Here is a 25,380-nt window from a genome sequence, read left to right as displayed (position 1 = left end):
CGGCGCACGGTAGTTGACGTACCGTCAGTTGAGGAGGGTCACGGCGACGGGAACGAGGCATCCGTCGAGAACTGGTGGAACGTGACCACGAAGCCGACGCAGAACACGAAGGCCACCCCGAGGAAGGCCAGGATGCCGAAGCTCGCCGCGGCCTGCTTGACCCGTCGGCCGGGTGCGTGGGCCGTGGCCACCACCTTCGGGCCGTCGGTGTAGTGGACGGTGACGAAGTCGCCCTCGATCGTCGTCATCGGGCCGTCCTCCTCCTCGAAGCGGATGGACCGGCCGTCGCGTGTCGTGAACTCGTACACGTGGTGGAGCGTGGTGTGCACGCTGCTGTGCTCGCCCATGCTCCTGCTGACCGTCGTGAACGCCTTCAGACAGCGCGCCTCGGCCGTCAGCCCGCTGTTCCAGGCGCTGCGGAGCAGGAGCCAGCGGTGGAGCACACGGCCTCCCATGAAGGCGATGACGGCCATCATGGCCGCGGGAACGAGGTAGAAGATGGCGTCCATGAGGTTCCCCCGGAGTACGGTCACCGCCCTGGTCGGCGGCGTGTGGGGAACGTACCCGCGTGGGGGCCCCGCGCAGCTCAAGAGATCCTCAGAACTCGCGGGGCCGGGTGGGGCGTTGCTCAGAAGGCGCAGAGGCGCAGAAGGCCCAGGAGCCTCAGAAGGCCCACAAGCCTCAGGAGCCTCAGAAGGCTCAGAAGGCTCAGAAGGTGACGTCCGAGCAGGCGTAGAACGCGTTGGTGGTGTCGGCGACCGTCCACACCGCGAGGATCACGTGGTGGCCGCTCAGCCCGGACGGCAGGCGCCCGGTGTGGGAGAGCGTGGACGGCGGACGCTGGCCGTTGTACGGGACGGTGAGGAACGGGGTGAGGTTGAGGTCGGAGCGGGCGAGGGCGTGGTTCTGGTTCCAGCCCGCCTTGGTGACGTAGTACTTGAAGTCGGTGGTGGCGTGCATGGCGGTGAACTGCCAGCGAAACGTGTAGTTCTGACCTCCTGTCACCTTGGTGGTGGGCCAGGCGCCGCCGCCCGGTTTGGTGGGTGAGTTGAGCTGGGCGAACCGGCTGTGTCCGGCGGAGCAGATCTGGCCGTCAGCCGGCCCTGAGCCCGGGAAGCCCTTCGGTCCCTCCACGCTCTGCGGTTCCCACTGGATGTCGCCGCAGTTGGTGACGGTGCCGTTCTGGCAGAGCTTCTGCCGGCTGACGGGGAGGTCGGTGTAGCCGTGGCCGGTGGCGCCACCGCTGGAGAGCACGAGCGCTCCGGTGGTGGCGAAGCCGACCGCGGCGGCGTACCACTTGGTCCTGCTACGCGTATGACTGCGCATGCTGCCGCTCCCTGGAGTACGTGGGGGTGTTCCAGGTCTAGACCAAGTCACAGATTATGAGCGGCTGTTCAACATGTCCATACCAATTCCACGGGTTCACGAGGACACTTCGCGGCGCCCTGTATAGAACGCCACCGTCAGGTCCTTCACCAGCGCCTTGCGCTCGTAGTCGTCCAGTTCGACCAGGCCGCGCATGGTCAGCCGGGTCACCGTGTCCTCGACCGAGTCGACGACGGAGGTGAGGACGGTGTCGCGGTGCTGGGCGTCGAGCGCGGCGATCCGGCGGCGCAGCATCACCGCGGCCACCTCGGGCGCGTACTCGATCCGGATCGGCTGGGCGGAGAACACCTCCAGCCCGACCGGCGCCGCGTCCTCCACCACCAGCCGGGTCAGGGCCTCGGCCACCGCCTCCGTGTTGCGCAGCGTCGCGTCCCTGACCAGCGCGCCCGGCGCCACGTCGGCGGGCAGCTGTGACAGCACGCGGGACACCGCCGCCTCCACGCACTCACGCAGGTACCGCTCGTGGTCCTCGGTCCCGAGCAACGCCCGCGCGGTGTCCTTGACCCGCCACGCCACGAGGACGACGACGTGCAGCGCGACGCCGTTGACGTCGACGGCCGCCATCGGCTCGCTGCGCCAGTGCCGCAGCCGTACGTCGATCCGGCGGCGCAGCACGAGCGGGTTCACCCAGAGCAGGCCGGTGCGGCGGACGGTGCCCCGGTACCGTCCGAACAGGCCGAGCACCCAGGCCCGCCCGGTCCTTCCCCGCGCCAGCCCGCCGAACCCGAACAGCGACAGGGCCAGGGCACCGGCGTACGCGGCCCACTGCACCGGCCCGAGTCCGGCACCCGCGTACGCCGCCGGCAGTCCGAGCGCCCGCGCCGCGATCCCCGGCAACACCCCGGCCCACCACGACGTGAGGACACATCCGGCCATCCCGCACGCCCCGCCCAGCACTCCCACCGCCCCGGGCACCACCCGCGCCGGCCGCTCGACCAGCTCCGGGTCCACCTCGACGGCGGGGCACGCCTTCGCCGCGGCGGGCCCCCGCCGCACTCGGGGCTGTTCGCCGGTGCCGCGCCGCCGGCCCACGACGGCGGGGGTGACCGGTACGGCGACCGGGGCCGGGTCGTCCCGGAACAGCAGATGTACGGGGATCTCGGTGGTCGTCTCGTTCTGGATGAGCCGGGCGGGCCGCGCGGCCCCCTCGGGCTCCGGCGTGTGTGACGTGGTCGTACGCATACGTGCCTCCATGCCTCCGCGCAGGAAGAACCGTGGTGAGAGTTTTTCGGGGGTGAGGGCTTTTCGGGTGAGAGCTATTCGGTTCGGGGAGAAGAACGGGCGCTGTCGGAACAATGAGGCGTCGGAAGAAACGGGCGCGTCGGAAAAAACGGGGCGCCGGAACTCGGAACAACGGGCGCGTGGGAACAACGGGGCGTCGGAACAAGCGGGCGCCGTCAGGAGAACAGGCGCCGCCAGGTCTCCGGGCCCGGATAGCCGTCCGCCGCGCCGCCGCGCCACCCCTGGGACCGCTGGAACGCCTCCACGCTCCGCCGGTCCGCCTCGCCCCAGCGCGGTCCGGGACCCGAGGCGGAGTACTTGCCGAACCCCTTCTTGACCAGCTGCTTCCCCAGCCGGGTGACATGGACGTTGTCCGCACCCGGCCGGAACATGCCACGCCCGGGATACCCGAGGACGCCGTGCGAGGCGGGCGTCCCGGGCGAGACGCCTCGGCTGGACGGCGCGGGTCTGCCGGGCGGGACCGGTCGGCCGAACGTGGCGGGTCTGCCGGGCGAGGCAGACTTCCCGGGATCGATCTCCTCGAATTCCGGAGTCTCCATGCGATTCCCCTCGCGAACCGACCGAAGAATTCCACTTTTCTGCACGACCGTCAGTTTCCCAACTGTCACCTCGTGTCGCATGCTGACGGTCCAAACGATGTACACGGCGGCGGCCGGGCCCACCGTTTCGCAACGGGCGCGCACCCCCGCGTCGCACCCCCGCGCACCCCGCGCACCTCGCACACCCCCGCGCGTCCCGCGCGTCCCGTGGTCAGGAGCATCCCCGCCCCTCCGCTAAACTTTTCCTCGCGCGCCGCTAGCTCAGTTGGTTAGAGCAGCTGACTCTTAATCAGCGGGTCCGGGGTTCGAGTCCCTGGCGGCGCACCACCTGGAGAGGCCCCCTCGCGAGAACGCATCGCGAGGGGGCCTCTCCGCATGTGCACGTCACCCCGCGCACTCCCCCCTCGCCCCCCTCTCACTCCCCACAGATCCTCCACCGATGCCCCATTGACCGCGTATGACCGGTAAACACCGCGTTTCGCATCTTGCGATCAAGATGAACACCATAGAACCCTGGGCCGTAAGAGACTGTGGATACATGACAGTTGGGGGGCCCTTGGGCGGTTTACGCCCTGGGATGGGGATCTGGGCCCCCAACTGAGCCACGCGACGCACGCGCTTCAGGCACAAAAGATGCCGAGGGGGCATCAATGCAACCGGATGGTCGTCGTCCCGTGTCTCCATGGTGTAGATCACATGGTGACGATGACCCACTGATGCGTCCGTAAGGGTCGAGGGGGACCTAATCGGACGGAAGACCGACGAACACACACTCGACGTGTGTGCGGGGGGAATAACTCATGACGTCGACGCCGACGGGCGCCCGGCACAACCACGACCCGTCCGAAACCACCCAGCTCAAGGTGCCGTCGCACCGGACCGGAGCCTTCCGAAAGCTCAAGAAGACCCTTCCCAGATACGACTACGAGCACTACAGCCGACTCGCGGGACCGCTCACCCAGCCCGACCCGACCAAGCCCTACAAGGTGCAGTACCGGTCCCTGATCTCCCAGGAACCGCACCGGCTGCGGGTCGCCCTGATGCTGGCCGCCGCACCGCTGCTCTCCCTGGTCCTGCTCGCCTGGCTGCTGCAGCAGGAGCACTGGACCAAGCGCGACTACGTCGAGTACGAGTTCCTGCCCGCCCTCGACCTGGTCATGCTGGTCTCGATCGGCCTGATCGAGTTCTTCCGCTGCATGAACGTGCTGTCGAACGCGCACGCCACCCTGGTCGCCCGCGACCCGATCCCGGTGGTGCCCGAGACCGGCACCAGAGTCGCCTTCCTCACCTCCTTCGTGCCCGGCAAGGAACCGCTGGAGATGGTGACGAAGACCCTGGAGGCCGCGGTCAGGCTCCGCCACCGCGGGCTTCTGCACATCTGGCTCCTCGACGAGGGCGACGACCCGGATGTGAAGGCGGTCTGCGCGCGCCTCGGCGTGCACCACTTCTCCCGCAAGGGCATCGCGAAGTGGAACCAGCCCAAGGGCCCGCACCGCGCCAAGACCAAGCACGGCAACTACAACGCCTGGCTGGACGCGCACGGCGACGACTACGACTTCTTCGCCTCGGTCGACACCGACCACATCCCGCTGCCCAACTACCTGGAGCGGATGCTCGGTTTCTTCCGTGACCCGAACATCGGGTTCGTCATCGGCCCGCAGGTGTACGGCAACTACGACAACTTCGTCACCAAGGCCGCCGAGTCCCAGCAGTTCCTGTTCCACGCGCTGATCCAGCGCGCCGGCAACAAGTACGGCGCCCCCATGTTCGTCGGCACCTCCAACGCCGTACGGATCAAGGCGCTCAAGCAGATCGGCGGGCTGTACGACTCGATCACCGAGGACATGGCCACCGGCTTCGAGATCCACCGCCACAAGAACCCGGCCACCGGCAAGAAGTGGCGCTCGGTGTACACCCCGGACGTCCTCGCGGTCGGTGAAGGACCCAGCGCCTGGACGGACTTCTTCACCCAGCAGATGCGCTGGTCGCGCGGCACGTACGAGACGATCCTCAAGCAGTACTGGAAGGGCTGGTACTCCCTGCCGCCGACCAAGCTCTTCAACTACACGATGATGATCATCTTCTACCCGATGTCCGCCCTCAACTGGATTCTGGCGGCGCTTAGTTGTGCCCTGTTCCTGGGCCTGGGCGCCTCGGGCGTGAACATCGACCCGGTGGTGTGGCTGATGCTCTACGGCAACGCCTCCGCGCTGCAGATAGGCCTGTACGTCTGGAACCGCCGGCACAACGTCTCCCCGCACGAGCCGGAGGGCTCCGGCGGGGTGGCCGGCATGGTGATGTCCGCGCTGTCCGCGCCGCTCTACGCGAAGGCGCTGATCGACTCGGCCCTGCGCCGCAAGAGCAAGTTCGTGGTCACGCCCAAGGGGGACTCGGCCAGCCCCGACAGGTGGTTCGGCACCTTCCGGTACCACTGGTACTTCATCGTGATCTTCGGGGCCTCGATCGCCGCCGGTTTCGTCTTCGGCAACGCGCACCCCGCGATGATCATCTGGGCCACGTTCGCCATGATGATCACCGCCCTCCCCATCTTCGCCTGGCGCTACATGCTGCGACAGGACAGGAAGAAGGCCGCCGCCGCGGCCGAACTGCAGGGTTCCATGGTGGCGCCGCCCGAGGACGCTCCCGCACCCTTCACGCCGCCACGCGCACCGCACGCCCCACACGCGCCGCACACTCCCCAGCACAAGCCGAGCTGGGCAGCGTCCGGGTCGGGCAGCGGGGGTAGCGACCAGACCATGCAGATCGCCCTGGGCGGACTTGGGGGACGTAAGGAATGAAGGACCGTGCAGGCCGCCGCCGTGCCCGTCGCCTCGCGATCGGCGCGGCGGTGGTCCTCGCGCTCGCCGGGATGAACGGGCCGTGGGTGTACCGCTTCAGCACCGAGAAGTACCACGAGTACAAGATCAACAGACCCGAGTACAAGGCCGACAACGGGCACTGGAAGATCGTCGAGTTCCCGAAGGAGTACCGGCAGAACACGATCCACGCCGCGCTGCTGCACACCGGCAAGATCCTGTTGATCGCGGGCTCGGGCAACGACGCCGACAACTTCGACGCCAAGAAGTTCGACACCCGCGTCTGGGACCCGGTCAAGCAGACGATCAAGCGTGTGCCGACCCCGGCCGACCTGTTCTGCACGGGGCACACCCAGCTGTCCAACGGCAATCTGCTCATCGCGGGCGGCACCAAGCGCTACGAGAAGCTGAAGGGTGACGTCACCAAGGCCGGCGGCCTGATGATCATCCACAACGAGAACCCCGACAAGGGGATGGAGCTGAAGGCGGGGACCAGGTTCGTCGGCAAGGCGAACGGCAAGACGTTCGTCCTGAAGGACCCGGTCGACCTCAAGAAGGCCACGAAGACCTTCGACCCGGACACGGGGAAGTTCACCGGCAACAAGCCGGGGATCGCGCGTGCCTATGTCGAGGCCGAGAGGAGCGGCAAGAAGTACGAGACGGGGACGGAGGACAACTACCGGGTCGTGGGCCTGGAGGGCGAGGACGCGCGCAACACGTACGGCATCGCGCAGAAGCTCGCCCTCGACAAGAAGGACTTCCAAGGGATCAAGGACGCCTACGAGTTCGACCCGGTCGCCGAGAAGTACATCAAGGTCGACCCGATGAACGAGGCGCGCTGGTATCCCACGCTGACGACCCTCACGGACGGTACGGTCCTGTCGTTGTCCGGCCTCGACGAGATCGGCCAGCTGGTCCCGGGCAAGAACGAGATCTACGACCCCGAGACCAGGAAGTGGACGTACACCAAGGACATCCAGCAGTTCCCGACCTACCCGGCGATCTCCCTGATGCAGAACGGCAAGCTGTTCTACTCGGGCGCGAACGCGGGGTACGGGCCCGACGACATCGGGCGTGACCCCGGCATCTGGGACCTGAAGACCAACAAGTTCACCAAGGTCCCCGGGATGAGCGACAGCAAGCTGCTGGAGACCGCCGGGACCGTGCTGCTGCCTCCGGCGCAGGACGAGAAGTACATGGTCATCGGCGGGGGTGGGGTCGGCGAGTCGGAGCGGTCCAGCAAGCGGACCCGGGTGATCGATCTGCTGGCGGAGGAGCCACGGTTCGTGGACGGGCCGCGGCTGTCGAAGGGCACGCGGTATCCGCAGGCCTCGATCCTGCCCGACGACACGGTGCTCATCTCCGGCGGCTCGGAGGACTATCGGGGGCGCGGCGACTCCAACATCCTGGAAGCGCGGCTGTACGACGCGAAGACGGGCGAGATGCGACGGGTCGCCGACCCGCTGGTGGGCCGGAACTACCACTCCGGGTCGATCCTGCTGCCGGACGGGCGGGTCGTCTTCTTCGGGTCGGACTCGCTGTACTCCGACAAGGCCAACACCAAGCCGGGGGAGTTCGAGCAGCGGATCGAGATCTACACACCGCCGTATCTGTTCCAGGGCGCGCAGCCGACGTTGACGGGTGGGCCGAAGACGGTCGCGCGCGGCGGGAAGGCGACGTTCGGGACGAAGCACGCCTCGTCGATCAAGTCGGCGCGGCTTGTTCGGCCGAGTGCGTCGACGCATGTGACGGATGTGGATCAGAAGTCGATCGAGGTGGACTTCAAGGCGGAGGGCGACGAGGTCACCGTGACCGTGCCGAAGAATCGGAACCTGGTGCAGTCGGGGTGGTACATGCTGTTCGTGACGGATGACGCGGGGGTGCCGAGCGCTGCGCGCTGGGTGAAGGTGCCGTAGCGCTCCGCTGGGCTTCGCCGTCTTCGGGTGCGGGTGCGTGGGGGCTGGTCGCGCAGTTCCCCGCGCCCCTGAAAAGCAGGGGCTGCGCCCCGTGCTTTTCGCTTTTAGGGGCGCGGGGAACTGCGCGAGCAACCACAACCCACCCGCAGTCGCCCGACAACCGCAGCCCCCACCCCATGGGGCGCGCCGGCGGTCAGTCAGACGCCTTCGCCAAGTCCAGCGCGTACTCCGGCCACCACTCCCCCGCCTTCGGGCCCCCCTTGCACTCCCCGTCCGACTCACCGGGACGCTTCACCCACAGGTACGCGTCCACCAGCTCGTCCGCCGTCTTGGTCGTCGGGGTCTCCCCGAGCGCCCGCCCCGGAGGGTTGCACCAGCGTTCGTCCTCGTCGCCCTCGGTCCAAGGGCCGTTGCCGTTACGGCTGGTGTCGATGACGAACGGCTTGTCGCCGATCTTCGCGGAGAGTTCCTTGCCGTACTCGATGGAGTCCTCGGTGGTGTAGAAGTTCGAGACGTTGACGGCGAAGCCGTCGGCCTGCTCCACGCCCGCCCACTTCAGCGGCTCGGCGATCTTGTCGGCCTCGCTCCACCCCGCGTTCCCGGCGTCCAGATACACCTTCGTGTTCTTCAGCCCGCCGAGCGTCTCGATCGCGCCCGTGAGCAGGTCGTACCGCTCCTCGTGGAACTCGCCCGGCGTGCAGCCGTCCACCACGTGGAGCACCGCGTCGGGCTCCAGGACGATCGTGGCCGGGCGGTCCCCGATGCCCTTGGCCACCCCGTCGATCCACGCCCGGTACGCGTCCCCGTCGGCCGCGCCGCCGCCTGAGTACTGGCCGCAGTCGCGGTGCGGGATGTTGTAGAGGACGAGGACGGCGTCCCGGTCGGCCTTCTCCGCGGCCTCGGTGAAGCCCCTGGTCTCCTGCTCCGGGTTCTCCGGGCCGATCCACTCACCGGTCGGCTGCTGGGCTATCTTGCGGATCAGCTCGGCGTCCTCGTCCTTGCCGGCCTTCTCGTAGGCGGCGACCTGTGTCGCCGCGTTCCCCTTCGGATTGACCCAGAACGGGTCCGTGCCGCTTGGCTGTTGGGTGATGTCGGAACCGGAGGCCCGGCCCTTCTCGCCGTCACCGCCGTCACCACTGTCTCCCCCGAAACAGCCGGCGAGCAGTAACGCGGCCCCCACCACCCCCACGGACGCCCGAACCCCGGCCCCCCTACTGCCGTACATCCAACTCCCCCTTGGGTGCACCGTGTCGTAAGTCCCAATCCTGACATAAGTCCCGCCTCGCCCACACGGCCGTCGCCGCGTTGGCCGAGAAGCTGCTGCTCGTACGGCCGGGCGGAACAGGGCGGATGTGGTCGGGGCCCCGGGCCGATCAGGGTCCGGTTCCGCTGAGGTACGCGGAGACGACGACGTTCGCCGTGTAGGTGCGGCTCGCCTTGTCGAAGGTGCCGCCGCAGGTGACGAGTCGGAGTTCCGCGCGACCCGACTGCCGTACGCCGTAGGCCTGTCGGGCGTCGAAGTCGTCGCGGCCGATGACCTGGACGTCGTCCACGGTGAACTCGGCGATCCTGCCGTCGGCGCGGGCAACCCGGATCTTCTCGCCGATCCCCAGCGCGCTCAGCTTGTAGAAGACGGCGGGCCGGGTCCCGGTGTCGACGTGCCCGACGAACAGCGCGGTTCCGGGCGCCCCCGGCCGTGTGCCGCCGGCGTACCAGCCGACGACGCCCGGCTGGTCGTAGGCGGGCGGTTCGATCGCGCCGTCCCGGTCGAGGCCGCGGGCCACGACCGGCGCCTGCACCCCCATCGCGGGGATGTCCAGCCGCTGCGGCCGCGCGCCTCCCAACGGCTCGGCGGCGGGCGGCAGTTCGGCCTGCGCGGGCCGCCCGACCGCCGCCACGTCGCCGGTGGTCGGCGCGGAGACGCCCAGCCGTACGTCGGTGACCTCACGGCCCCACAGCCACAGACCGAGCAGCAGCACGGCCCAGGCGACACCGGTGATGACGCGGCCGGTTCCGCTGCCGGACCTGGTCGCGGTCCCGCTTCCGTCGTCGGAGTAGTCCCGTCCGGACACGCTGACCCCCTACTCCGTGCGGCGGCCGCGGCCCCGGCGCGCGCCCCGCGCCACGACCGCCACCGCCGCGACCCCGACCAGGACCAGTCCGACCACCGCGTGCGGGATGCCGGGACCGGTGTGGCGGGAGTTCATCGAGTTCGCCGGATCCTCCGAGCCCTCCGCTGCCGCCGCCGCGACCAGGGCCGCCGCTCCGCCGCCGCCCGCGCGCACGGGCGCGACCGGGGAAGCGGGGGAGGTGGGGGAAGCGGGGGACGAAGGTTGCGCGGAGGCGGCCGGCTCTGTGGCTGTCGGCTCGGTGGCTGAGGGCTTGGCGGCTGAGAGCTTGCTCGCCGGGGGCTTCCCGTCGTCGACCGTGATCGTGCCGTTGGCCTTGCGGTCCTTCCCTTCCTCGCCGTCCTTGCCGCCCTTGCTCTCGCAGGTGACGCGCACCCCGTACGTGCCGGGTTCGAGCGAGGACCGAACGCGGGTCTCCCCGGCGAGCGTGTCGACGGCCCGGCCGGTGAGCGGGGTGAGCTGTGCCTCGGCCACGAACGCCGCCGAGGCGGCCGTTCCCGACTTCCCGCCGCAGCCCTTGGCCCGCACCTGGATGTCGCTGCCGGGCGCCGGTGAGGCCGGCACCACCGAGACGTCCCCGGAGTCGGCCGCGTGAGCCGAAGGTGCCGAGGATGCCGACACGGTCAGCGCGGTCGCGATCACCGTCCCGGAACAGAGCGTGAGTCGCAGTGAACCCATGGTGAACCTCCAGACACCCTGAGACTCCCCCGCCGGGCGCCGGGACGCATCCGGGGAGGAGCCGAAACTGCTCCGTACGGGTGTCTGTGGGTTTACCGCGAGGCTCGGGGGCTCTCCCGGTGCGCGCGGCGGGTCAGACGCGGTCGACCAGGTCCGCGATCGAGTTCACGACCTTCGACGGGCGGTACGGGAACTTCTCGACCTGCTCGGGGGTCGTCAGACCGGTGAGGACGAGGAAGGTCTCCATGCCGGCCTCGATGCCCGCGAGGACGTCGGTGTCCATACGGTCGCCGATCATCGCGCTGGTCTCGGAGTGAGCGCCGATCGCGTTGAGGCCGGTGCGCATCATCAGCGGGTTCGGCTTGCCCGCGAAGTACGGCTTCTGCCCGGTCGCCTTGGTGATCAGCGCGGCCACGGCCCCGGTCGCGGGCAGCGGGCCCTCGGTGGAGGGGCCGGTCTCGTCGGGGTTGGTGGCGATGAACCGGGCGCCGCCGTTGATCAGCCGTACCGCCTTCGTCATGGCCTCGAAGGAGTACGTGCGGGTCTCGCCGAGGACCACGTAGTCGGGCTGGTGGTCGGTGAGCACGTACCCGATGTCGTGCAGCGCGGTCGTCAGGCCCGCCTCGCCGATGACGTACGCCGTGCCGCCGGGACGCTGGTCGTCCAGGAACTGGGCGGTCGCGAGGGCGGAGGTCCAGATGTTCTCCACGGGCACGTCCAGACCCATGCGGGAGAGGCGGGCGTGCAGGTCACGTGCCGTGTAGATCGAGTTGTTGGTGAGCACCAGGAAGGGGCGCCCGGACTCCCGCAGCTTTTTTATGAAGGCGTCGGCACCGGGGATCGGCACGCCCTCGTGGATGAGCACACCATCCATGTCGGTGAGCCACGACTCGATGGGCTTGCGCTCTGCCATGTGCGATCTCCTGCCGTACGTCCGGGTCCGCCCCCACCCTAGTGAGACGTGGCCGAAAAAAGGAGGCCGATCTTGGCCGCTGAGACCGCGCTGAACAGGGCGGTCTCAGTGGCCGAGGCGCACGAAGGGGAGCGACGCCACCAGGCCGCCGGGCGACCGCGTAAGCCTCCCGGTGGTCACCTCACCCTTCTGCGGACGGCCGCCAACAGCAGCCCACCGGCGGCCAGCAGGAGAAGCCCGGTGACGTACGGCAACGCCGCGCGCATACCCGTTTCGGCCAGCTCGTCGGCGTGCGGCCGCTCGTCGCCCCGTACGGCGTCCTCGTCACCGGCATCTTCCTTGCCGCCGTCCGTCTCGGCCTTGCCGCCCTGGTCCCGTTGTTCCTGGTCCCGTTCCCGTCCCTGGTCCTGGTCCTCTTGTTCCTCCCCTTCGTCCTCCTCGTCGGTGATCCGGAAGCGGTAGTCGTTCGATTCCCCCACCCATTCGCTGTCGTCGCCCCGTCGCTCGACGACGGCCGCGTTCGCGACGACCTCGTTCGGGGCGGCCGCGTCGGAGGTGAGGGAGAGGCGGACCTTGACGGTGAGGGTGCGGCCGGGCGGCACGGTGAAGCCGGTACCGCCGCCCGCCCCGTCTCCGCCGAGGACGCCGACCAGCTCGTCCGAGTCGGTCCGTTCGAAGGTCACCGGCCGGGACGTGGTGCCCTCGGCGTCCTCGTAGAACTCCAGCTGCGGCTGCGTCCGCCTCAGCGTGCGGGCGGTGTCGACCAGCACGACCACCGGGTGGATGTTCCCGCAGGTCCGCGAGGTGGTGTTGGTCAGCTCCAGCGCCCAGGTGTGGAAGCCACCGCCGGCCACGTAGGTGGCGGGCCCGCCACGGATATGGGTTCGGATCGGGAAGTCACCGCTGTCGGCACCGGCGCAGGTGGGCCGCCGCTCATCCGCCGCCGCGGGACCACTGACGAGAGCGGCTGCGGTGGCGAGGGCAAGGGTCAGGCACGTACACAGTCGCATGAACACATGACCATGCCATCGGTCTGCGCCGGGGGGCGCCGCCACGCCTGGGGGCCGTGGGACCAGGGGCGGAAGTCCGCTCGATCAGCGGAGCGAGGGGCTGCCCCATAGACACCGAACAGGGGTGCGCCGGGCGCTGTGCTTTTCAGGGGCGCGGGGACTGCGCGAGCAACCCCGACTCACCCTCAGCCGCCCCCCGACCTCAACCCCCCACCCACCCCGGCACACCACCGCCGCCCCCAAGACCTACCCGTCCTCCCGCCCGAACAACGGCGCCAACAACAACTGAGCCGCCCCCTCCGCAACCCCGGACGCCCCACCCCCGGCCACCCTCACAGGCACCGCCGGATCCTCCCCCTGCCGCCGAGCCCACTCGTCGAGCACGACCCCCACCCCCCGCACGAACGCGTCGGGATGCGCCTCGACAGTCCGCCCGCCCAGCAGCACCAGCTCGATATCCAGCAGCCCCACGAGGTTCGCGGCCCCCGCCCCCAGCACCCGCGCCGCCTCCTCCACATCCCCCCGCGCCACGGCCGCGAGGCACAGCGCCTCGATGCACCCACGGTTCCCGCACTCGCACAGCGGCCCGTCCAGCTGCACGACCTGATGCCCGAACTCCCCGGCCCGGGTCCGGGCCCCCCGGTGCACCGCCCCGTCGATCACGAGCCCCGCCCCCAGCCCCGTACCGAGGTGGAGGTACGCGAAGGACCCGTGCGCCCCGGCGACCGCCGCGAGCCCCAGGGCCGCCGCGTTGGTGTCCTTGTCCACCACCACCGGCATCCCCAGCCTCCGCGCCAGCGCCGCCCGCAGCGGGAACCCGTCCCACTCGGGGAACCCGGTGACCCGGTGCAGCACGCCGTGCAGATGGTCGAGAGGTCCGGGGAGGGCGACCCCGACGCCGAGGACGGGCAGGAGAGCGGAACCGGCCTCGGCGTCGAGCGCCACCCGCCCCTCGCTCGCCCCCGCCAGCAACGCCTCCACCTCGGACGCCGCGCCCTCGATCACCGCGTCCGCCCCGGCGCCCAGGTTCATGGGCGCGCGCCGCTCCCCGACCACCGTGCCGGTCAGATCGCAGAGCACCGCGGTCAGCTCGTCGCGGTCGAGGTGGAGGCCGACCGCGTGCCCGGCGTCGGGCACGAGCCGCAGTACGGTCCGCGGCTTGCCCCCGGTGGAGGCCCGGTAGCCGGCCTCCGTCACGAGCCCGTCCGCCCGCAGCCGGGCGGTGATCTTGCTGACGGCCTGCGGGGTGAGTCCCGTCCGCTCGGCAAGCTCCAGCCGGCTTATCCCGGCCGCCCCGGCGATGCGCAGCAGGTCGAGCACCAGCGCCCCGTTGTGGCTGCGCAGGGCGAGCAGATTCACGCCGGTCACTCCGGCGGCCCGCCCACCGCCGTTACCGATCCCGCCGCCGTTGCCGAACCCACCGCCATTGCCGAAGCCGCTGCCGAACCCGCCGCCGCTGCCGCCGCCGTTGTCGAGCGCGCCGCCGTCGCCGTCGCCGTTCACACCGCCGTTGCCGATCCCGTTGCCGTTCACACCCTCATTGTCCCTCGCGCTTGCACTTTGGCAACAGCGTTGCTTAAGTGGAGGCATGACAGGCACCAGCGCAGACAGGCCCCTCCGCGTCGCCCTCGTCGGCTACGGCCTGGCCGGCTCCGTCTTCCACGCCCCCCTGATCGCCGCGACCGAGGGCCTGGCTCTCGACACGGTCGTCACCTCGAACCCGGAGCGGCGGGCGCAGGCGCGCGCGGAGTTCCCGGAGGTGCGGTTCGCGGACACGGCGGACGAGCTGTGGGCCCGGGCGGGCGAGCTGGACCTGGTCGTCGTCGCCTCCCCGAACAAGACGCACGTCCCCGTGGCCACCGCCGCCCTGGAGGCGGGCCTCGCGGTCGTCGTCGACAAGCCCCTGGCCGGTACGGCGGCCGAGGCGCGCGAGCTGGCCGGCCTCGCGGACTCCCGCGGCCTGTTCCTCTCCGTCTTCCAGAACCGCCGCTGGGACAACGACTTCCTGACCCTCCGCCGGCTGCTCACCGCCGGCGAGCTGGGCGAGGTCCGCCGCTTCGAGTCCCGCTTCGAACGCTGGCGCCCCGAACTCAAGGGCGGCTGGCGCGAGTCCGGCGACCCCGCAGAGATCGGAGGTCTCCTCTACGACCTGGGCAGCCACGTCGTCGACCAGGCCCTCACCCTCTTCGGCCCCGCCACCCTCGTCTACGCGGAGTCCGACCTCCGCCGCCCCGGCGCCGAGACGGACGACGACACGTTCATCGCCGTCACCCACGCGAGCGGCGTCCGCTCCCACTTCTACGCCTCCGCCGTCACCCCCCAACTCGGCCCGCGCTTCCGGGTGCTGGGCTCCGAGGCGGGTTACGTAAAGTACGGCCTCGACCCCCAGGAAGCGGACCTCCGCGAGGGCGCACGCCCGACGCCCGGCACAGCCTGGGGCGTGGAGCCCGAGGACCTCTGGGGCCGTATCGGCGCCGGCGACTCCCCGCTGACCGGCGGCGGCCGCCCCGTCCCGACCCTCCCGGGCGACTACCCCGCGTACTACGCCGCCGTGGCCGCCGCCCTGCACGGCACCGGCGACAACCCGGTGACGGCACACGAGGCCGCCGCCGCGCTGGACGTACTGGAAGCCGCGCGCCGGTCGGCGGCCGAGGGTGTGGCGGTGAAGCTGTGATGACCGAGACCCCGACCATCGAGGAACTGGAAGCCCAGGAACTCCGCCTGGTCTTCGACCAGTTCACCCATGACGACGCCTGGGCGCTCGGCTCCCTCCTGGTCGAGCTGGCCCGCGAACGCCACGCCCCCGTCGCCATCGACATCCGCCGAGGCGCCCAACAGCTCTTCCACGCCGCCCTCCCGGGCTCGACCCCGGACAACGACGCCTGGATCGACCGCAAACGCCGGGTCGTGGAACGCTACGGCGCCTCCTCCTACCTGGTCGGTGCCCGCTTCCGGGCCAAGGGCACGACCTTCGAGGACTCCTCCCGCCTGGACCCGGACCGGTACGCGGCCCACGGCGGCTCATTCCCGGTGACGGTCATGGGCACAGGAGTGATCGGCACGGTAACGGTCTCGGGCCTCCCCCAACTGGCCGACCACGCCTTGGTGGTGGAAGCACTGGAGCGCTTCCACGGCACCTCGTAACCGCCGACCGCCCCCTGAGGGGCGCGGGGAACTGCGCCCGACGAGCCCCAACGAACCCGCAGCCGCCGACAAACCGCGGTCCCCCGCCCCTTACGCGTCCTTGAACTCCTGCCGCTGCCGCCCCAGCCCCTCGATCTCCAGCTCGACCACATCCCCGCTTCGAAGGAACGGCTTCGGCTCGGGCTCCCCCAGCGCCACCCCCGCGGGCGTCCCCGTGTTGATGACGTCCCCGGGGTAGAGCGTCATGAACTGGCTGACGTACCGCACGACCTCACTCACCGCGAAGATCTGCTCGGCCGTCGTCCCGTCCTGCTTCAACTCCCCGTTGACCCACAGCCGCAGCCCGAGCTTCTGCGGATCCGGCACCTCGTCCGCGGTCACCAGCCACGGCCCGAGCGGATTGAACGTCTCGCAGTTCTTGCCCTTGTCCCACGTCCCGCCCCGCTCCAGCTGGAACTCCCGCTCGGACACGTCGTGCGAGACGGCGTACCCGGCGACATGCGAGAGCGCCGCCTCACGCGACTCGACGTACCGCGCGGTCCGCCCGATGACGACCGCGAGCTCGACCTCCCAGTCGGTCTTGGCCGACCCGCGCGGCACCAGCACCGTGTCGTGCGGCCCGACGACCGTGTCCGCCGCCTTGAAGAAGATCACCGGCTCGGACGGCGGCTCGGCCCCCGTCTCGCGCGCGTGGTCGTGGTAGTTGAGCCCGATGCAGACGATCTTGCCGATACGGGCGAGCGGCGGCCCGATCCGCAGCCCGGCCGCGTCCAGGACGGGCAGCTCTCCGCTCTCGGCGGCCTCCCGGACCCGCCCGAGCGCCGCGTCGTCCGCGAGGAGCGCCCCGTCGATGTCCGGCACGACCCCCGACAGGTCCCGCAGGACCCCCTCGGCGTCGAGCAGCGCGGGCCGCTCCGCACCCGCCGTACCGACTCGCAGCAGCTTCATGGCCGTCCATCTCCCTCGATCGTCCGCCGCCCGACCGATGGGTGCAGCCATCGGAGGACTGGTCGATCGTCCAAGGTCACCGTCCACTCCGCAAGACCCGGTTCACGGAGTGGACCGCCCCTGCCGCCGCCCCGAGCCGATCTACTGGGCGGTAGCCGCTGACGACGTGCCGACGGCGTTCCCGGCCGGCGAAGGCAGGGGATAGAGCGCCGCCCGCTCCACCGCGCTCCACGTCGTACTGGTCACCACGTACAGCGCGGCCGCCAGCGGCACCACCGCCACGGTGACCAGCGTGAAGAAGGACATGAACGGCATGAATTTGCCGACGGTGGCCATGCTCGCCGCCATCCCGGGCACCTGCTCGTCCGACACGGCCGGCATCCCGGCCGTACCCGCCGCCATCATCAGCTTCGTACGCCGGAAGTTGAAGGCCGCGACCCCGGCGACGATCACGAACAGCCCGACGTAGACGAGCCCCTGCGCCCCGAACACACCGCCCTCGCCCAGCGCGTCGAACCAGCGGTCGCCGAGCGGGGCCGCGAACAGCTGGTGGGCGAGGAGGGCGTTGGCCTCGCCGCCGATCTCCTTGTTGGAGAACAGGTGGTAGAGGAGGAAGAAGGCCGGCAGCTGGCACAGGCTGGGCAGGCAGCCGGACAGCGGCGACACCTTCTCCTTGGTGTGCAGCTCCAGCAGTGCCTTCTGCAGCTTCTCCGGGTTCTTCGCGTGCTTCTTCCGCAGCTCCACGATCTGCGGCTGCAACGCGATCCGCGCGCGCTGCCCCCGCGCCGCCGCCCGGGACAGGGGGTGCACGAGCAGGCGTACGAGCGCCGTGAACAGGACGATCGCGACGGCCGTCGCGGAGGCGTGGAACAGCGGCTGGAGCAGATCGGCGAGGCGCGCGACAAGGTCGGCGAAAACGGACATGGGTGGGAGCCCTCCAGGGGTCTCGTCGTGCCAGGGAACGGACGTCCGGTGACGGACTGACTCGGCGCGACGGCCCGCGGAAAGGGCACGCGGAGATGATCAGGTGGTGGGGAGCGTGCCCTACGCGGTGGCCGTCAGGAGGGCACGGCCGGGCGCCCGGGGCCGCGTACGGCCACGGGCGTCGGGATCGCGTTGAGGCAGGAACGCCGTACGGCGCTCACGGTCCCGTATGGCCGTCCGTACGCGCGTACGGGGCACGACGGGCGCGCAGCGCGCGGCGATCAGCGCGCAGGCGGCGAGCGCGGAACCGGCCGCGGCGGTCGCGGCGAAGGCGACGGCGGCGGAGAGCGTGCCGGTGTCGAGGAGGGCGACCTCGAAGAGGAACAGCAGCAGCATCGCGGCGGGACGCGGACTGGCCCAGCTGCGGATCACGGCTCCCCCTCCTCCCGCGTTCGGTCGCGGCTCGCCCTGGCTCGCTCGGCGTGTTCGCACACATGCTCTCATCTGAGCCGCACCGAGCGCAGCTTCCCCCAGACTACGAGGCGGTACGTGGAGGTGTACTCGGGCGTGCAGGTGGTGAGCGTGAGGTAGTGGCCGCGCTCGCCGTACCCGTACGACGGTCGCACATCGCTGCGCGGGACGGGCCGCAGGACCCCGCTGTCGCCGGGCGTGGTCTGCGGGAGCGTGCGGTCGACGGCGTACGTGAGGACGGCGTCCCGGGTCTCGACGCGGACCTCGTCGCCGGGTTCGAGCCGGTCGAGGTGGCGGAAGGGTTCGCCGTGGGTGTTGCGGTGCCCGGCGAGGGCGAAGTTCCCCGGCCGGCCCGGCTGGGCGGTCCCCGGGTAGTGGCCGGCGTACCCCTTGTCGAGGACGTCCGCCCGGCCGACCCCCTCGGCGACGGGGACGCGGAGGTGAAGGCGGGGGATGACGAGGACGGCGTAGGCCTGGCCCTCGCCGGGTGACGAGGCGGCGGCGAGGGGGACGGGCGCCGGTGCCGGCGTCGGCACCTGCGTCGGCACCGGTTGCGCCCCACTGGTGGCCCCACTGGTGGCAGCCCACTCCCTCTCCAGCGCCGCGACCTGCCGTGCCGCCCCCTCCTGGGCCTGCCGGTTGGTCCACCACAGCTGGTGGGCGACGAAGAGGAGAAGGACGAGACCGAGGGTGACGGCGCACTCGGCGGCGACCCAGAGCGCGCGGGCGTGGGCGCCCCGCTCCCGGTCATCTCTGTCCGTCACCCGCGCGCCCCCTTTCACTCCCCCTTCTCCTAACCGTTGAAAGAAATCGGAGAAAGCGCTGTCACACATCTCGACAACCCCACCACTCACCCCTGACTCTTCCGATGTCCCTACTGGCAGTCCGGAAAGGTGGCCGCTCCCCCACCCCCACCTTTCCCTCCCCTCGGCACCCGCATCCCCCGGAGCTGACATGACCGCATCCCCCAGCCCGCACGACGACCGACCGAGACCGGCGGCACAGACCTCGGAGGCGGCGCCGTCCGCGGCGCCCGCCCACCGCACGGCCGCCTTCGGCCGCAGAGCCCTCCTGGCCGCGGCCGGCGGCGCGGTGGTGGGCACCGCCCTCGGCACCGGCACCGCACAGGCGGACGCGACCATCGCGATCAACCCGGCGACCAAGTACGGCACCTGGGAGGGCTGGGGCACCTCGCTCGCCTGGTGGGCCAACGTCTTCGGCGCCCGGGACGACTTCGCCGACCTCTGGTTCACCACGAAGACGACGACGTACAACGGCACGGCCCTCCCCGGGCTGGGCATGAACATCGCCCGCTACAACCTCGGCGCGTGCAGCTGGAACACGGTGGAGGGCTCGACCATGGTCGAGTCCCCGAACATCCCGGCCTTCAAGCAGATCGAGGGCTTCTGGCAGGACTGGAACAACGAGGACCCGGCGTCCTCGGCCTGGAACTGGAACGCGGACTCCAACCAGCGCGCGGCCCTGACGAAGGCGGTGGCGCGCGGCGCGACCACCGAACTCTTCGCGAACTCCCCGATGTGGTGGATGTGCCAGAACCACAACCCCTCGGGCGCCTCCGGCGGCGGCAACAACCTCCAGACCTGGAACTACCGCCAGCACGCCTCCCACCTGGCGGCGACGGCGCTGCGCGCCAAGAACAACTGGGGCGTGAACTTCGCGACGGTCGACCCCTTCAACGAGCCGGCCTCATCGTGGTGGACCGCGACCGGCACCCAGGAGGGCTGCCACATGGACCCGTCGGTCCAGGCCGCCGTACTCCCCTACATGCGCAGCGAGCTGGACAAGCGCGGCCTGAACAACATCCGCATCGCCGCCTCCGACGAGACGAACTACGACACGGCCCGCTCGACGTGGGGCGCCTTCAACTCCTCCACGAAATCCCTGGTCAGCCAGGTGAACGTGCACGGCTACCAGGGCGCGGGCGGCCGTCGTGACCTCCTCTACACGGACGTGGTGACGACGTCCGGCAAGAAGCTCTGGAACTCGGAGACGGGCGACAGCGACGGCAGCGGCTGGACCCTCGCCCGCAACCTCTGCTACGACTTCCGCTGGCTGCACCCCACGGCCTGGTGCTACTGGCAGGTGATGGACCCGACGGCGGGCTGGGCGATGATCGCGTACGACGCGAACACCCTCCAGCCGACGACGGTCCAGACCAAGTACTACGTGATGGCCCAGTTCAGCCGCCACATCCGCCCGGGAATGACGATCCTGGACGCGGGCTCCAGCTACACGGCGGCGGCCTACGACGCGGCGGCACGCCGCCTGGTGATCGTGGCGATCAACACCGCGACCACGGCCCAGACCTTCACCTTCAACCTCTCGAACTTCACCACGGTGACGGGCGGCTCGGGCGGCCTGGTCCCCCGCTGGAACACCCACACCTCGGGCGGCAGCGACCGCTACCGCGCCTACTCGGACACCCGCCTGAACGGCAAGTCGGTGGCGGTCCCGTTCGCGGCGGGTGCGGTGCAGACGCTGCAGATCGACGGGGTGACGATCTAGCCGACGCGACGGATATGCGACGAAGGTGCACGGGCCGGGGCTCACTCCGGCCCGTGCCCCTCTTCTCATAGGCGCCCCGTCTCCTCATAGACGCCCCGTCTCCTCACAGGCGCCCCCGCGCACCCGATGCCCGTATCCGCCCGGCACCCCGGGCAGACCACCCGCGCTCCCCTCCCTCACCCCTGTCCACACCTCAGGCGGTACCTCACGTACGCCCCCCATCGGGCAGTACGGTGTCGTCCATGCGCCCCGACACGCCTGCCGAGAACGTCGACCACAACGCCGAAGCGGCACGCCTGGAGCGGACCGCCGACCTCTACCCGGAGGACGCCGAGCACCTGCTCCTGCAGGCCGCCGCCCACCGGGAACTCTCCGGCGACCGCCCCACCGCGACGGCCCTCTACGACCGCCTGCTGTCGTCGTCCACCCCTCTCGACAACCCCCACCTGGTACGCGCCCTCAAGGCCTCCAACCTCTGGGAGTACGGCCACGAGGCGGAGGCCCGCGCGATCATCGACGGAGTCCGCGCGGCGGCCCCGCGCGACCCGGCCCCCTGGGTGATCGTCGCCGAGGCCCTGGAAGCCCACGACGAGCTCGAAGCGGCCCAGGACACCTTCACGGCAGCCGTGACCCTGCTCCTGACGGACGTGGCGGAACCCCCGTACGCCACCCGCCCCCTCCTCTTCGGCCGCCACAGGGTCCGCCGCATGCTGGGCGCGATCCACGACGAGTGGGACGCGGTGGCCGACACCCTCCACTCGTCCTCGGTGTCATTGGACGAGCTGCACGACCCGAAGCGGGTGTGGTCCCTGGGCTCGGACAACCCGGCGGAGCTCCAGGCCGAAATCTCCCGCCTACGAGCGGAGTTGGGCGCCTACCGCGAGGCCCTGTCCCGCCCGTTCCCGGTAGCGGTCCTGCACTGGCCGGCAGCCGAGCTGTCGGAACTGGTAGGGGCGTATCCGGGCCTGCTCTCGGAGTACCCGTCCCACGAGACCCACCTGGCGACCATAGAGTCCTCCCTACGAGAACTGTCGTCCTCAGGCACCCCGAACCTGGGCATCGTCACAGGCACGGTCCCCTCCTACGAGGCCTTCGCAGCCTCGGAGGGCTCGTCCCCGGCGGACGCGACCCTCCTCCCCCAGTACGCAACAACCCTGGCCGCCCGAGGCCTGGCGGTGTCCTGGCCCCCGCAACGGGGAAGCGCGTGCTGGTGCGCCTCGACCAAGCCGTACGAAACCTGCCACGGCGCGTAACCCACCACCCTCCAGACAGGGCGGGCCCCACCACTCACCGTAAGCCGCTAAGCAAACCCGGCGTGCTTGCGAGCGGAGACCGCGCCCCAAACCCCGCCCCACAACGCACCCAACCGCACCACCACCCCACCCGGGCCACCCACCCTTCCGGGCCGCTCGCTCGCTTCTCCCCCGTGCTGGAGCGGCCCGGGTCAAGGGTGGCCCGCAGGGCCATCGCCGCAGGCGACGCGAAGCGCCCTTGACGCGGGCCGCGGAAGCACGACACTGCCAAGAAGCGAGTGGCCCTACGGCGCCCCGGCAGCGCCGGTACCCATCCACTGTGCACCCGGTCACCGGGACCCGTGCGGTCGGCCCCGCCCCTGTGATGAAATCGAACCGCAGCCGTAGTCCAACGGCTCGATAGATCGGGCCCTGCGGACTCGGAGTTCGACCGGTCCGAGCCAAGATCGTGAGGCGCAGCCGCCTTGAGCACCATGAAGCCGTTGTCGCCGGCCGTCTCGGCACGCATGAGCAGGCAAGCCAGCAAGGACACCGCCGCCGAGCTGGCGGTCCGTCGCCTGCTCCACGCCGGCGGGCTGCGCTACCGCGTCGAGTACCCGGTGCCGGGCATGGCCCGACGCCGCATCGACGTGGCCTTCACCTCGGTCAAGCTGGCCGTCCTGATCGACGGCTGCTTCTGGCACGGCTGCCCCGAACACGCGACGCAGCCGAAGTCCAACGCTGAGTGGTGGCGGCAGAAGCTGGACCGGAACATGGCTCGTGACGCGGAGACCACCGAGCACTTGGTGGCCGCCGGGTGGGAAGTCCTGCGGTTCTGGGAACATGAGGCTCCCGAGGCCGTGGCCGTGAGCATCGTAGGGGCGGTGCAACGACGACGTGCGGCCGTCAAGAGAAGACATGCCGGGGGGAAGAGTCAATGAACGGGCTGACGTTCGTCGATGTGTGCTCGGGAGCGGGCGGCTTGGCCCTGGGGCTGGAACAGGCCGGCTTCATGCCTCGACTCCTGCTGGACGTGGAGCCGTACGCCTGCGACACGCTCAGGGCCAACCGGCCGCAGTGGAACGTGCTGGAGGCCGATCTCCTCGAATTCGACCCCGTCGACCACCCGGAGGTGTACGACGTCGACCTGCTGACGGCCGGCCTCCCCAGGGTGAAGTCCAGCGCGACAGTGACGCGCCGATCGTCGGACACCGAGCTCCGCCTCATCGAGGCGACCGCTTATCTGCTCCACGCAGTCCAACCACGTGCGTTGATCATCGAGAATGTCCCCACCCTGGTCGACGAGGAGTCCTTCGCGTCGATACGTGACTTCCTCCACAAGGAGTTGGAGCACCTCGGCTACGAACTGACGTGGTTCATCCTGAATGCCTCCGATTTCGGAGTCCCCCAGGACCGCAAACAAGGCGTCCTGGTGGCCCTCAGGCAGGAGTGGGCGAGCGTTTTCCGTCCTCCTCAGCCCACCGTCCTGGAGCACGTGTCGGTCGGCGAGGCGTTGGCGTCGTCGATGCGCTCCCGCGGCTGGCAAGGCGCCGACCACTGGGCGGCCCAAGCGACGAGCGTGGCGCCGACCTTGGTGGGCGGGTCCAAGACACATGGAGGACCGGACTTCGGACCCAGCGGCACGAAGGCCAAGTGGCAGCGTATGGGGGTCTACACGAAGTCGTTCGGGAACGAACCTCCCGGTCCCGACTTCGAATGGGATCCGTCGCTCGGCGACGACGGGCTGGTGCGGATCACTGTGGACCAGACCGCCCTCCTCCAAGGCTTTCCCGAGAGCTGGCACTTCGCCGGTGGCAAGACCGCCCGTTACCGCCAGGTGGGCAACGCCGCACCGCCGGCGGTGGGCGAGGCACTGGGACGAGCGGTGGCCGAGGCATTGCTGAAGGCACCACTCGAGAACGCCGGCTACACTTCCCACCCATGAGCCACATCGAAGAGGAACACTCCTCACCTGCGCGTTTCCGCATTTTGGACCTATTTGCGGGTCCTGGCGGGCTGGATGTGGCGGCAGATGTTCTGGGGCATCAGATCACCGGCATCGAATGGGACGCCGGAGCATGCGCCACCCGTAGCGCGGCAGGAATGGACACTTTCCGGGGCGATGTCCGGGAGTATCGTGCGGCCTTCTTCCCTCATGCCCAGGTCCTGACCGGTGGGCCTCCTTGCCAGACCTTCACCGTCGCCGGGCATGGAGCGGGCCGTAGGGCGCTGGACCAAGTGGTGCGATACATCGAGCAGTTGCACGAGGTCGTGCGTCCCGAGAAACCGGACTGGCTGGTGATCTTCCGAACCTGGCGGAAGATCACGGAGGAACTCCGGCGGAAGGAGATCGAGGCCAAGGAGGTCAGGGCTGCGAAGCGTGAGGTCGAGGAGCTCAGGACCACGAAGCGCAAGGTTCTGAGGACCAGGCTGGAACAGCTCGGACACTCGGCGAGCGAGATCAAGAGCCTCCTGAAGCAACTCAAGACCCCGCAGATCCTCGATTTCTCGGATGCCGAACTCAAGGGCCTGCTCAAAGAGTTCAGCGATCTGAGCGAAGAGATCAAGAAGCTCAAGCTCCGACTCGAGGAGTTGGGCGACGAGCGGACCGGCTTGGTCCTGCAACCTCTGTGGTGGGTGATCGAGCGGAGCAGGCGGCCCGGGCTGGTTCCGTATGAAGCCGTCGTCCTGGAGCAGGTGCCCGCGGTGATGCCGGTGTGGAAGGAGTACGCCAAGGTACTGGCGTCCCTCGGATACAGGACCGGGCGACAACTGATGCACACCGAGGAGTTCGGCGTACCGCAGACGCGACGGCGCGCGGTGCTGATGGCCCGTTTCGACCCGACCGCTGCCCCGAACACGCTCCCCACCGACGTCCTCACGAAGGTACCCACGACCCACGAGCGCTACCGGCCGGGGGCCCTCTTCGTCCAGTCACCGAAGACAGGTCACGCGGACACCCTCCCTTTGGGCGACGTGAAGGACTCTTGCATCTCCATGGAGAAGGCCCTGGAGGCGGCGCGAGGTATCAAGACGGATCTGCCGGCACGCCCCGCATTCACCGTCGTCTCGAACTACGGGACCGGCGGAGACCCCGAGGCGCGCGGCCGACGTGACCACGACGCCCCTTCCGCCACGATCACCGGGAAGGTGTCCCGCAACCGCCTGGTCCACAAGGGAACCGACGACGACCTTGCCGAGTTCGACCGTTTCACCCCTGCCGAAGCGGGGGTACTCCAGACGTTCCCCGCTGAGTACCCTTGGCGAGGCAACGATGTGTCGCAGCAGATCGGCAACGCCGTACCGCCCAGGCTCGCCCTGCACGTCCTCCGACACGTGCTCGAACCCGAACTCAGCCCTGGCGAGATCGAGGACAGGATGAAGCGGGCCGTCGAGGAGCTCCTGACCTGGAAACGACCCGCCGAACCAGTGGAGATCCGCCGGCACCGCGGTCTGAAGGGTCACCCGCTCACAGACAGGTGACCCCAGACAGGTGACCCCTCGTG

22 protein-coding genes, 1 tRNA gene and 1 pseudogene are annotated in these 25,380 nt (G+C 70.0%); 10 read left to right on the top strand and 14 right to left on the bottom strand.

Annotated elements, in window-relative coordinates; genetic code table 11:
• Positions 1-38: 38 nt before the first annotated feature.
• The 4 genes and pseudogenes from ACWD26_RS15330 to ACWD26_RS15315 form a co-directional block, all read right to left on the bottom strand.
• Positions 39-509 carry a hypothetical protein gene (locus ACWD26_RS15330; protein ID WP_451270060.1) on the bottom strand — a complete coding sequence of 157 codons (471 nt, stop codon included), beginning with the start codon at positions 507-509 and terminating at the stop codon, positions 39-41.
• Positions 510-708: 199 nt separating this feature from the next.
• Positions 709-1,326, bottom strand: coding sequence for a lytic polysaccharide monooxygenase auxiliary activity family 9 protein (locus ACWD26_RS15325; RefSeq protein WP_451270058.1), 618 nt, complete (start codon positions 1,324-1,326; stop codon positions 709-711).
• Positions 1,327-1,422: 96 nt separating this feature from the next.
• Positions 1,423-2,568: an SPFH domain-containing protein gene (locus tag ACWD26_RS15320; protein ID WP_451270056.1), complete on the bottom strand. Its 1,146-nt coding sequence runs from the start codon at positions 2,566-2,568 to the stop codon at positions 1,423-1,425.
• A 215-nt stretch (positions 2,569-2,783) separates the two neighbouring features.
• Positions 2,784-3,041 (bottom strand): annotated as a pseudogene (locus tag ACWD26_RS15315) (peptidoglycan-binding protein); the annotation flags it as partial.
• 376 nt (positions 3,042-3,417) lie between these two features.
• Between ACWD26_RS15315 and ACWD26_RS15310 the strand changes: the two are divergent.
• From ACWD26_RS15310 to ACWD26_RS15300, 3 genes are all read left to right on the top strand, one after another.
• Positions 3,418-3,494, top strand: a tRNA-Lys gene (locus ACWD26_RS15310).
• Positions 3,495-3,967: 473 nt separating this feature from the next.
• Positions 3,968-5,965, top strand: a complete 1,998-nt coding sequence (locus ACWD26_RS15305) for a glycosyltransferase family 2 protein (protein ID WP_451270054.1) — start codon at positions 3,968-3,970, stop codon at positions 5,963-5,965.
• On the top strand, positions 5,962-7,899 hold the full coding sequence (locus ACWD26_RS15300; protein ID WP_451270052.1) for a galactose oxidase-like domain-containing protein: 1,938 nt from the start codon (positions 5,962-5,964) through the stop codon (positions 7,897-7,899). The genes ACWD26_RS15305 and ACWD26_RS15300 overlap by 4 nt, the downstream gene beginning before the upstream one ends.
• 193 nt (positions 7,900-8,092) lie before the next feature.
• On the opposite strand, the gene ACWD26_RS15295 is transcribed toward ACWD26_RS15300, so the two are convergent.
• The 6 genes from ACWD26_RS15295 to ACWD26_RS15270 form a co-directional block, all read right to left on the bottom strand.
• A complete protein-coding gene (locus ACWD26_RS15295) occupies positions 8,093-9,124 on the bottom strand; it encodes a glycoside hydrolase family 6 protein (RefSeq protein WP_451270050.1) in 1,032 nt (343 codons plus the stop codon).
• Between the two features lie 148 nt (positions 9,125-9,272).
• Positions 9,273-9,971: a class F sortase gene (locus ACWD26_RS15290; RefSeq protein ID WP_451270048.1), complete on the bottom strand. Its 699-nt coding sequence runs from the start codon at positions 9,969-9,971 to the stop codon at positions 9,273-9,275.
• 9 nt (positions 9,972-9,980) lie between these two features.
• Positions 9,981-10,706: a hypothetical protein gene (locus ACWD26_RS15285; protein ID WP_451270046.1), complete on the bottom strand. Its 726-nt coding sequence runs from the start codon at positions 10,704-10,706 to the stop codon at positions 9,981-9,983.
• Between the two features lie 133 nt (positions 10,707-10,839).
• The gene (locus ACWD26_RS15280; protein WP_451270044.1) at positions 10,840-11,619 is read right to left on the bottom strand and encodes an HAD-IIA family hydrolase; all 780 of its coding nucleotides are present in this window, start codon (positions 11,617-11,619) and stop codon (positions 10,840-10,842) included.
• A 176-nt stretch (positions 11,620-11,795) separates the two neighbouring features.
• On the bottom strand, positions 11,796-12,629 hold the full coding sequence (locus ACWD26_RS15275) for a cell wall protein (RefSeq protein ID WP_451270042.1): 834 nt from the start codon (positions 12,627-12,629) through the stop codon (positions 11,796-11,798).
• Positions 12,630-12,875: 246 nt separating this feature from the next.
• Positions 12,876-14,027: an ROK family transcriptional regulator gene (locus ACWD26_RS15270; RefSeq protein WP_451270113.1), complete on the bottom strand. Its 1,152-nt coding sequence runs from the start codon at positions 14,025-14,027 to the stop codon at positions 12,876-12,878.
• A gap of 190 nt (positions 14,028-14,217) precedes the next feature.
• Between ACWD26_RS15270 and ACWD26_RS15265 the strand changes: the two genes are divergently transcribed.
• Entirely contained in the window at positions 14,218-15,303 is a 1,086-nt protein-coding gene (locus tag ACWD26_RS15265) for a Gfo/Idh/MocA family oxidoreductase (protein WP_451270040.1), read from the top strand.
• Positions 15,303-15,773 (top strand): heme-degrading domain-containing protein, encoded by a 471-nt coding sequence (locus ACWD26_RS15260; protein WP_451270038.1) that lies wholly within the window; start codon positions 15,303-15,305, stop codon positions 15,771-15,773. The genes ACWD26_RS15265 and ACWD26_RS15260 overlap by 1 nt, the downstream gene beginning before the upstream one ends.
• Positions 15,774-15,863: 90 nt before the next feature.
• On the opposite strand, the gene ACWD26_RS15255 is transcribed toward ACWD26_RS15260, so the two are convergent.
• The 4 genes from ACWD26_RS15255 to ACWD26_RS15240 all read right to left on the bottom strand — a co-directional run bounded on the left by ACWD26_RS15255 (position 15,864) and on the right by ACWD26_RS15240 (position 18,880).
• Positions 15,864-16,721 carry a fumarylacetoacetate hydrolase family protein gene (locus tag ACWD26_RS15255; protein ID WP_451270036.1) on the bottom strand — a complete coding sequence of 286 codons (858 nt, stop codon included), beginning with the start codon at positions 16,719-16,721 and terminating at the stop codon, positions 15,864-15,866.
• Between the two features lie 141 nt (positions 16,722-16,862).
• Positions 16,863-17,645 (bottom strand): YidC/Oxa1 family membrane protein insertase, encoded by a 783-nt coding sequence (locus tag ACWD26_RS15250; RefSeq protein WP_451270034.1) that lies wholly within the window; start codon positions 17,643-17,645, stop codon positions 16,863-16,865.
• A 120-nt stretch (positions 17,646-17,765) separates the two neighbouring features.
• Complete coding sequence (locus tag ACWD26_RS15245; protein ID WP_451270032.1) at positions 17,766-18,077, bottom strand: DUF6412 domain-containing protein; 312 nt, start codon at positions 18,075-18,077, stop codon at positions 17,766-17,768.
• Positions 18,078-18,145: 68 nt separating this feature from the next.
• A complete protein-coding gene (locus ACWD26_RS15240) occupies positions 18,146-18,880 on the bottom strand; it encodes a class E sortase (RefSeq protein WP_451270030.1) in 735 nt (244 codons plus the stop codon).
• Between the two features lie 190 nt (positions 18,881-19,070).
• Between ACWD26_RS15240 and ACWD26_RS15235 the strand changes: the two genes are divergently transcribed.
• The 5 genes from ACWD26_RS15235 to ACWD26_RS15215 all read left to right on the top strand — a co-directional run bounded on the left by ACWD26_RS15235 (position 19,071) and on the right by ACWD26_RS15215 (position 25,357).
• Positions 19,071-20,642 (top strand): beta-1,6-galactanase, encoded by a 1,572-nt coding sequence (locus tag ACWD26_RS15235; protein ID WP_451270028.1) that lies wholly within the window; start codon positions 19,071-19,073, stop codon positions 20,640-20,642.
• A 242-nt stretch (positions 20,643-20,884) separates the two neighbouring features.
• Positions 20,885-21,895, top strand: a complete 1,011-nt coding sequence (locus ACWD26_RS15230; RefSeq protein ID WP_451270026.1) for a hypothetical protein — start codon at positions 20,885-20,887, stop codon at positions 21,893-21,895.
• 506 nt (positions 21,896-22,401) lie between these two features.
• Positions 22,402-22,815, top strand: a complete 414-nt coding sequence (locus ACWD26_RS15225) for a very short patch repair endonuclease (protein WP_451270024.1) — start codon at positions 22,402-22,404, stop codon at positions 22,813-22,815.
• The gene (locus tag ACWD26_RS15220) at positions 22,812-23,819 is read left to right on the top strand and encodes a DNA cytosine methyltransferase (RefSeq protein WP_451270022.1); all 1,008 of its coding nucleotides are present in this window, start codon (positions 22,812-22,814) and stop codon (positions 23,817-23,819) included. The genes ACWD26_RS15225 and ACWD26_RS15220 overlap by 4 nt, the downstream gene beginning before the upstream one ends.
• Positions 23,816-25,357 (top strand): DNA cytosine methyltransferase, encoded by a 1,542-nt coding sequence (locus ACWD26_RS15215; protein ID WP_451270020.1) that lies wholly within the window; start codon positions 23,816-23,818, stop codon positions 25,355-25,357. Before ACWD26_RS15220 ends, ACWD26_RS15215 begins: the two co-directional genes overlap by 4 nt.
• Positions 25,358-25,380 lie beyond the last annotated feature (23 nt).

The organism is Streptomyces sp. NPDC002787 (assembly GCF_053592095.1).
The sequence above is the reverse complement of the archived record's forward strand: the minus strand, read 5'-3'. Positions and strand labels throughout refer to the sequence as shown.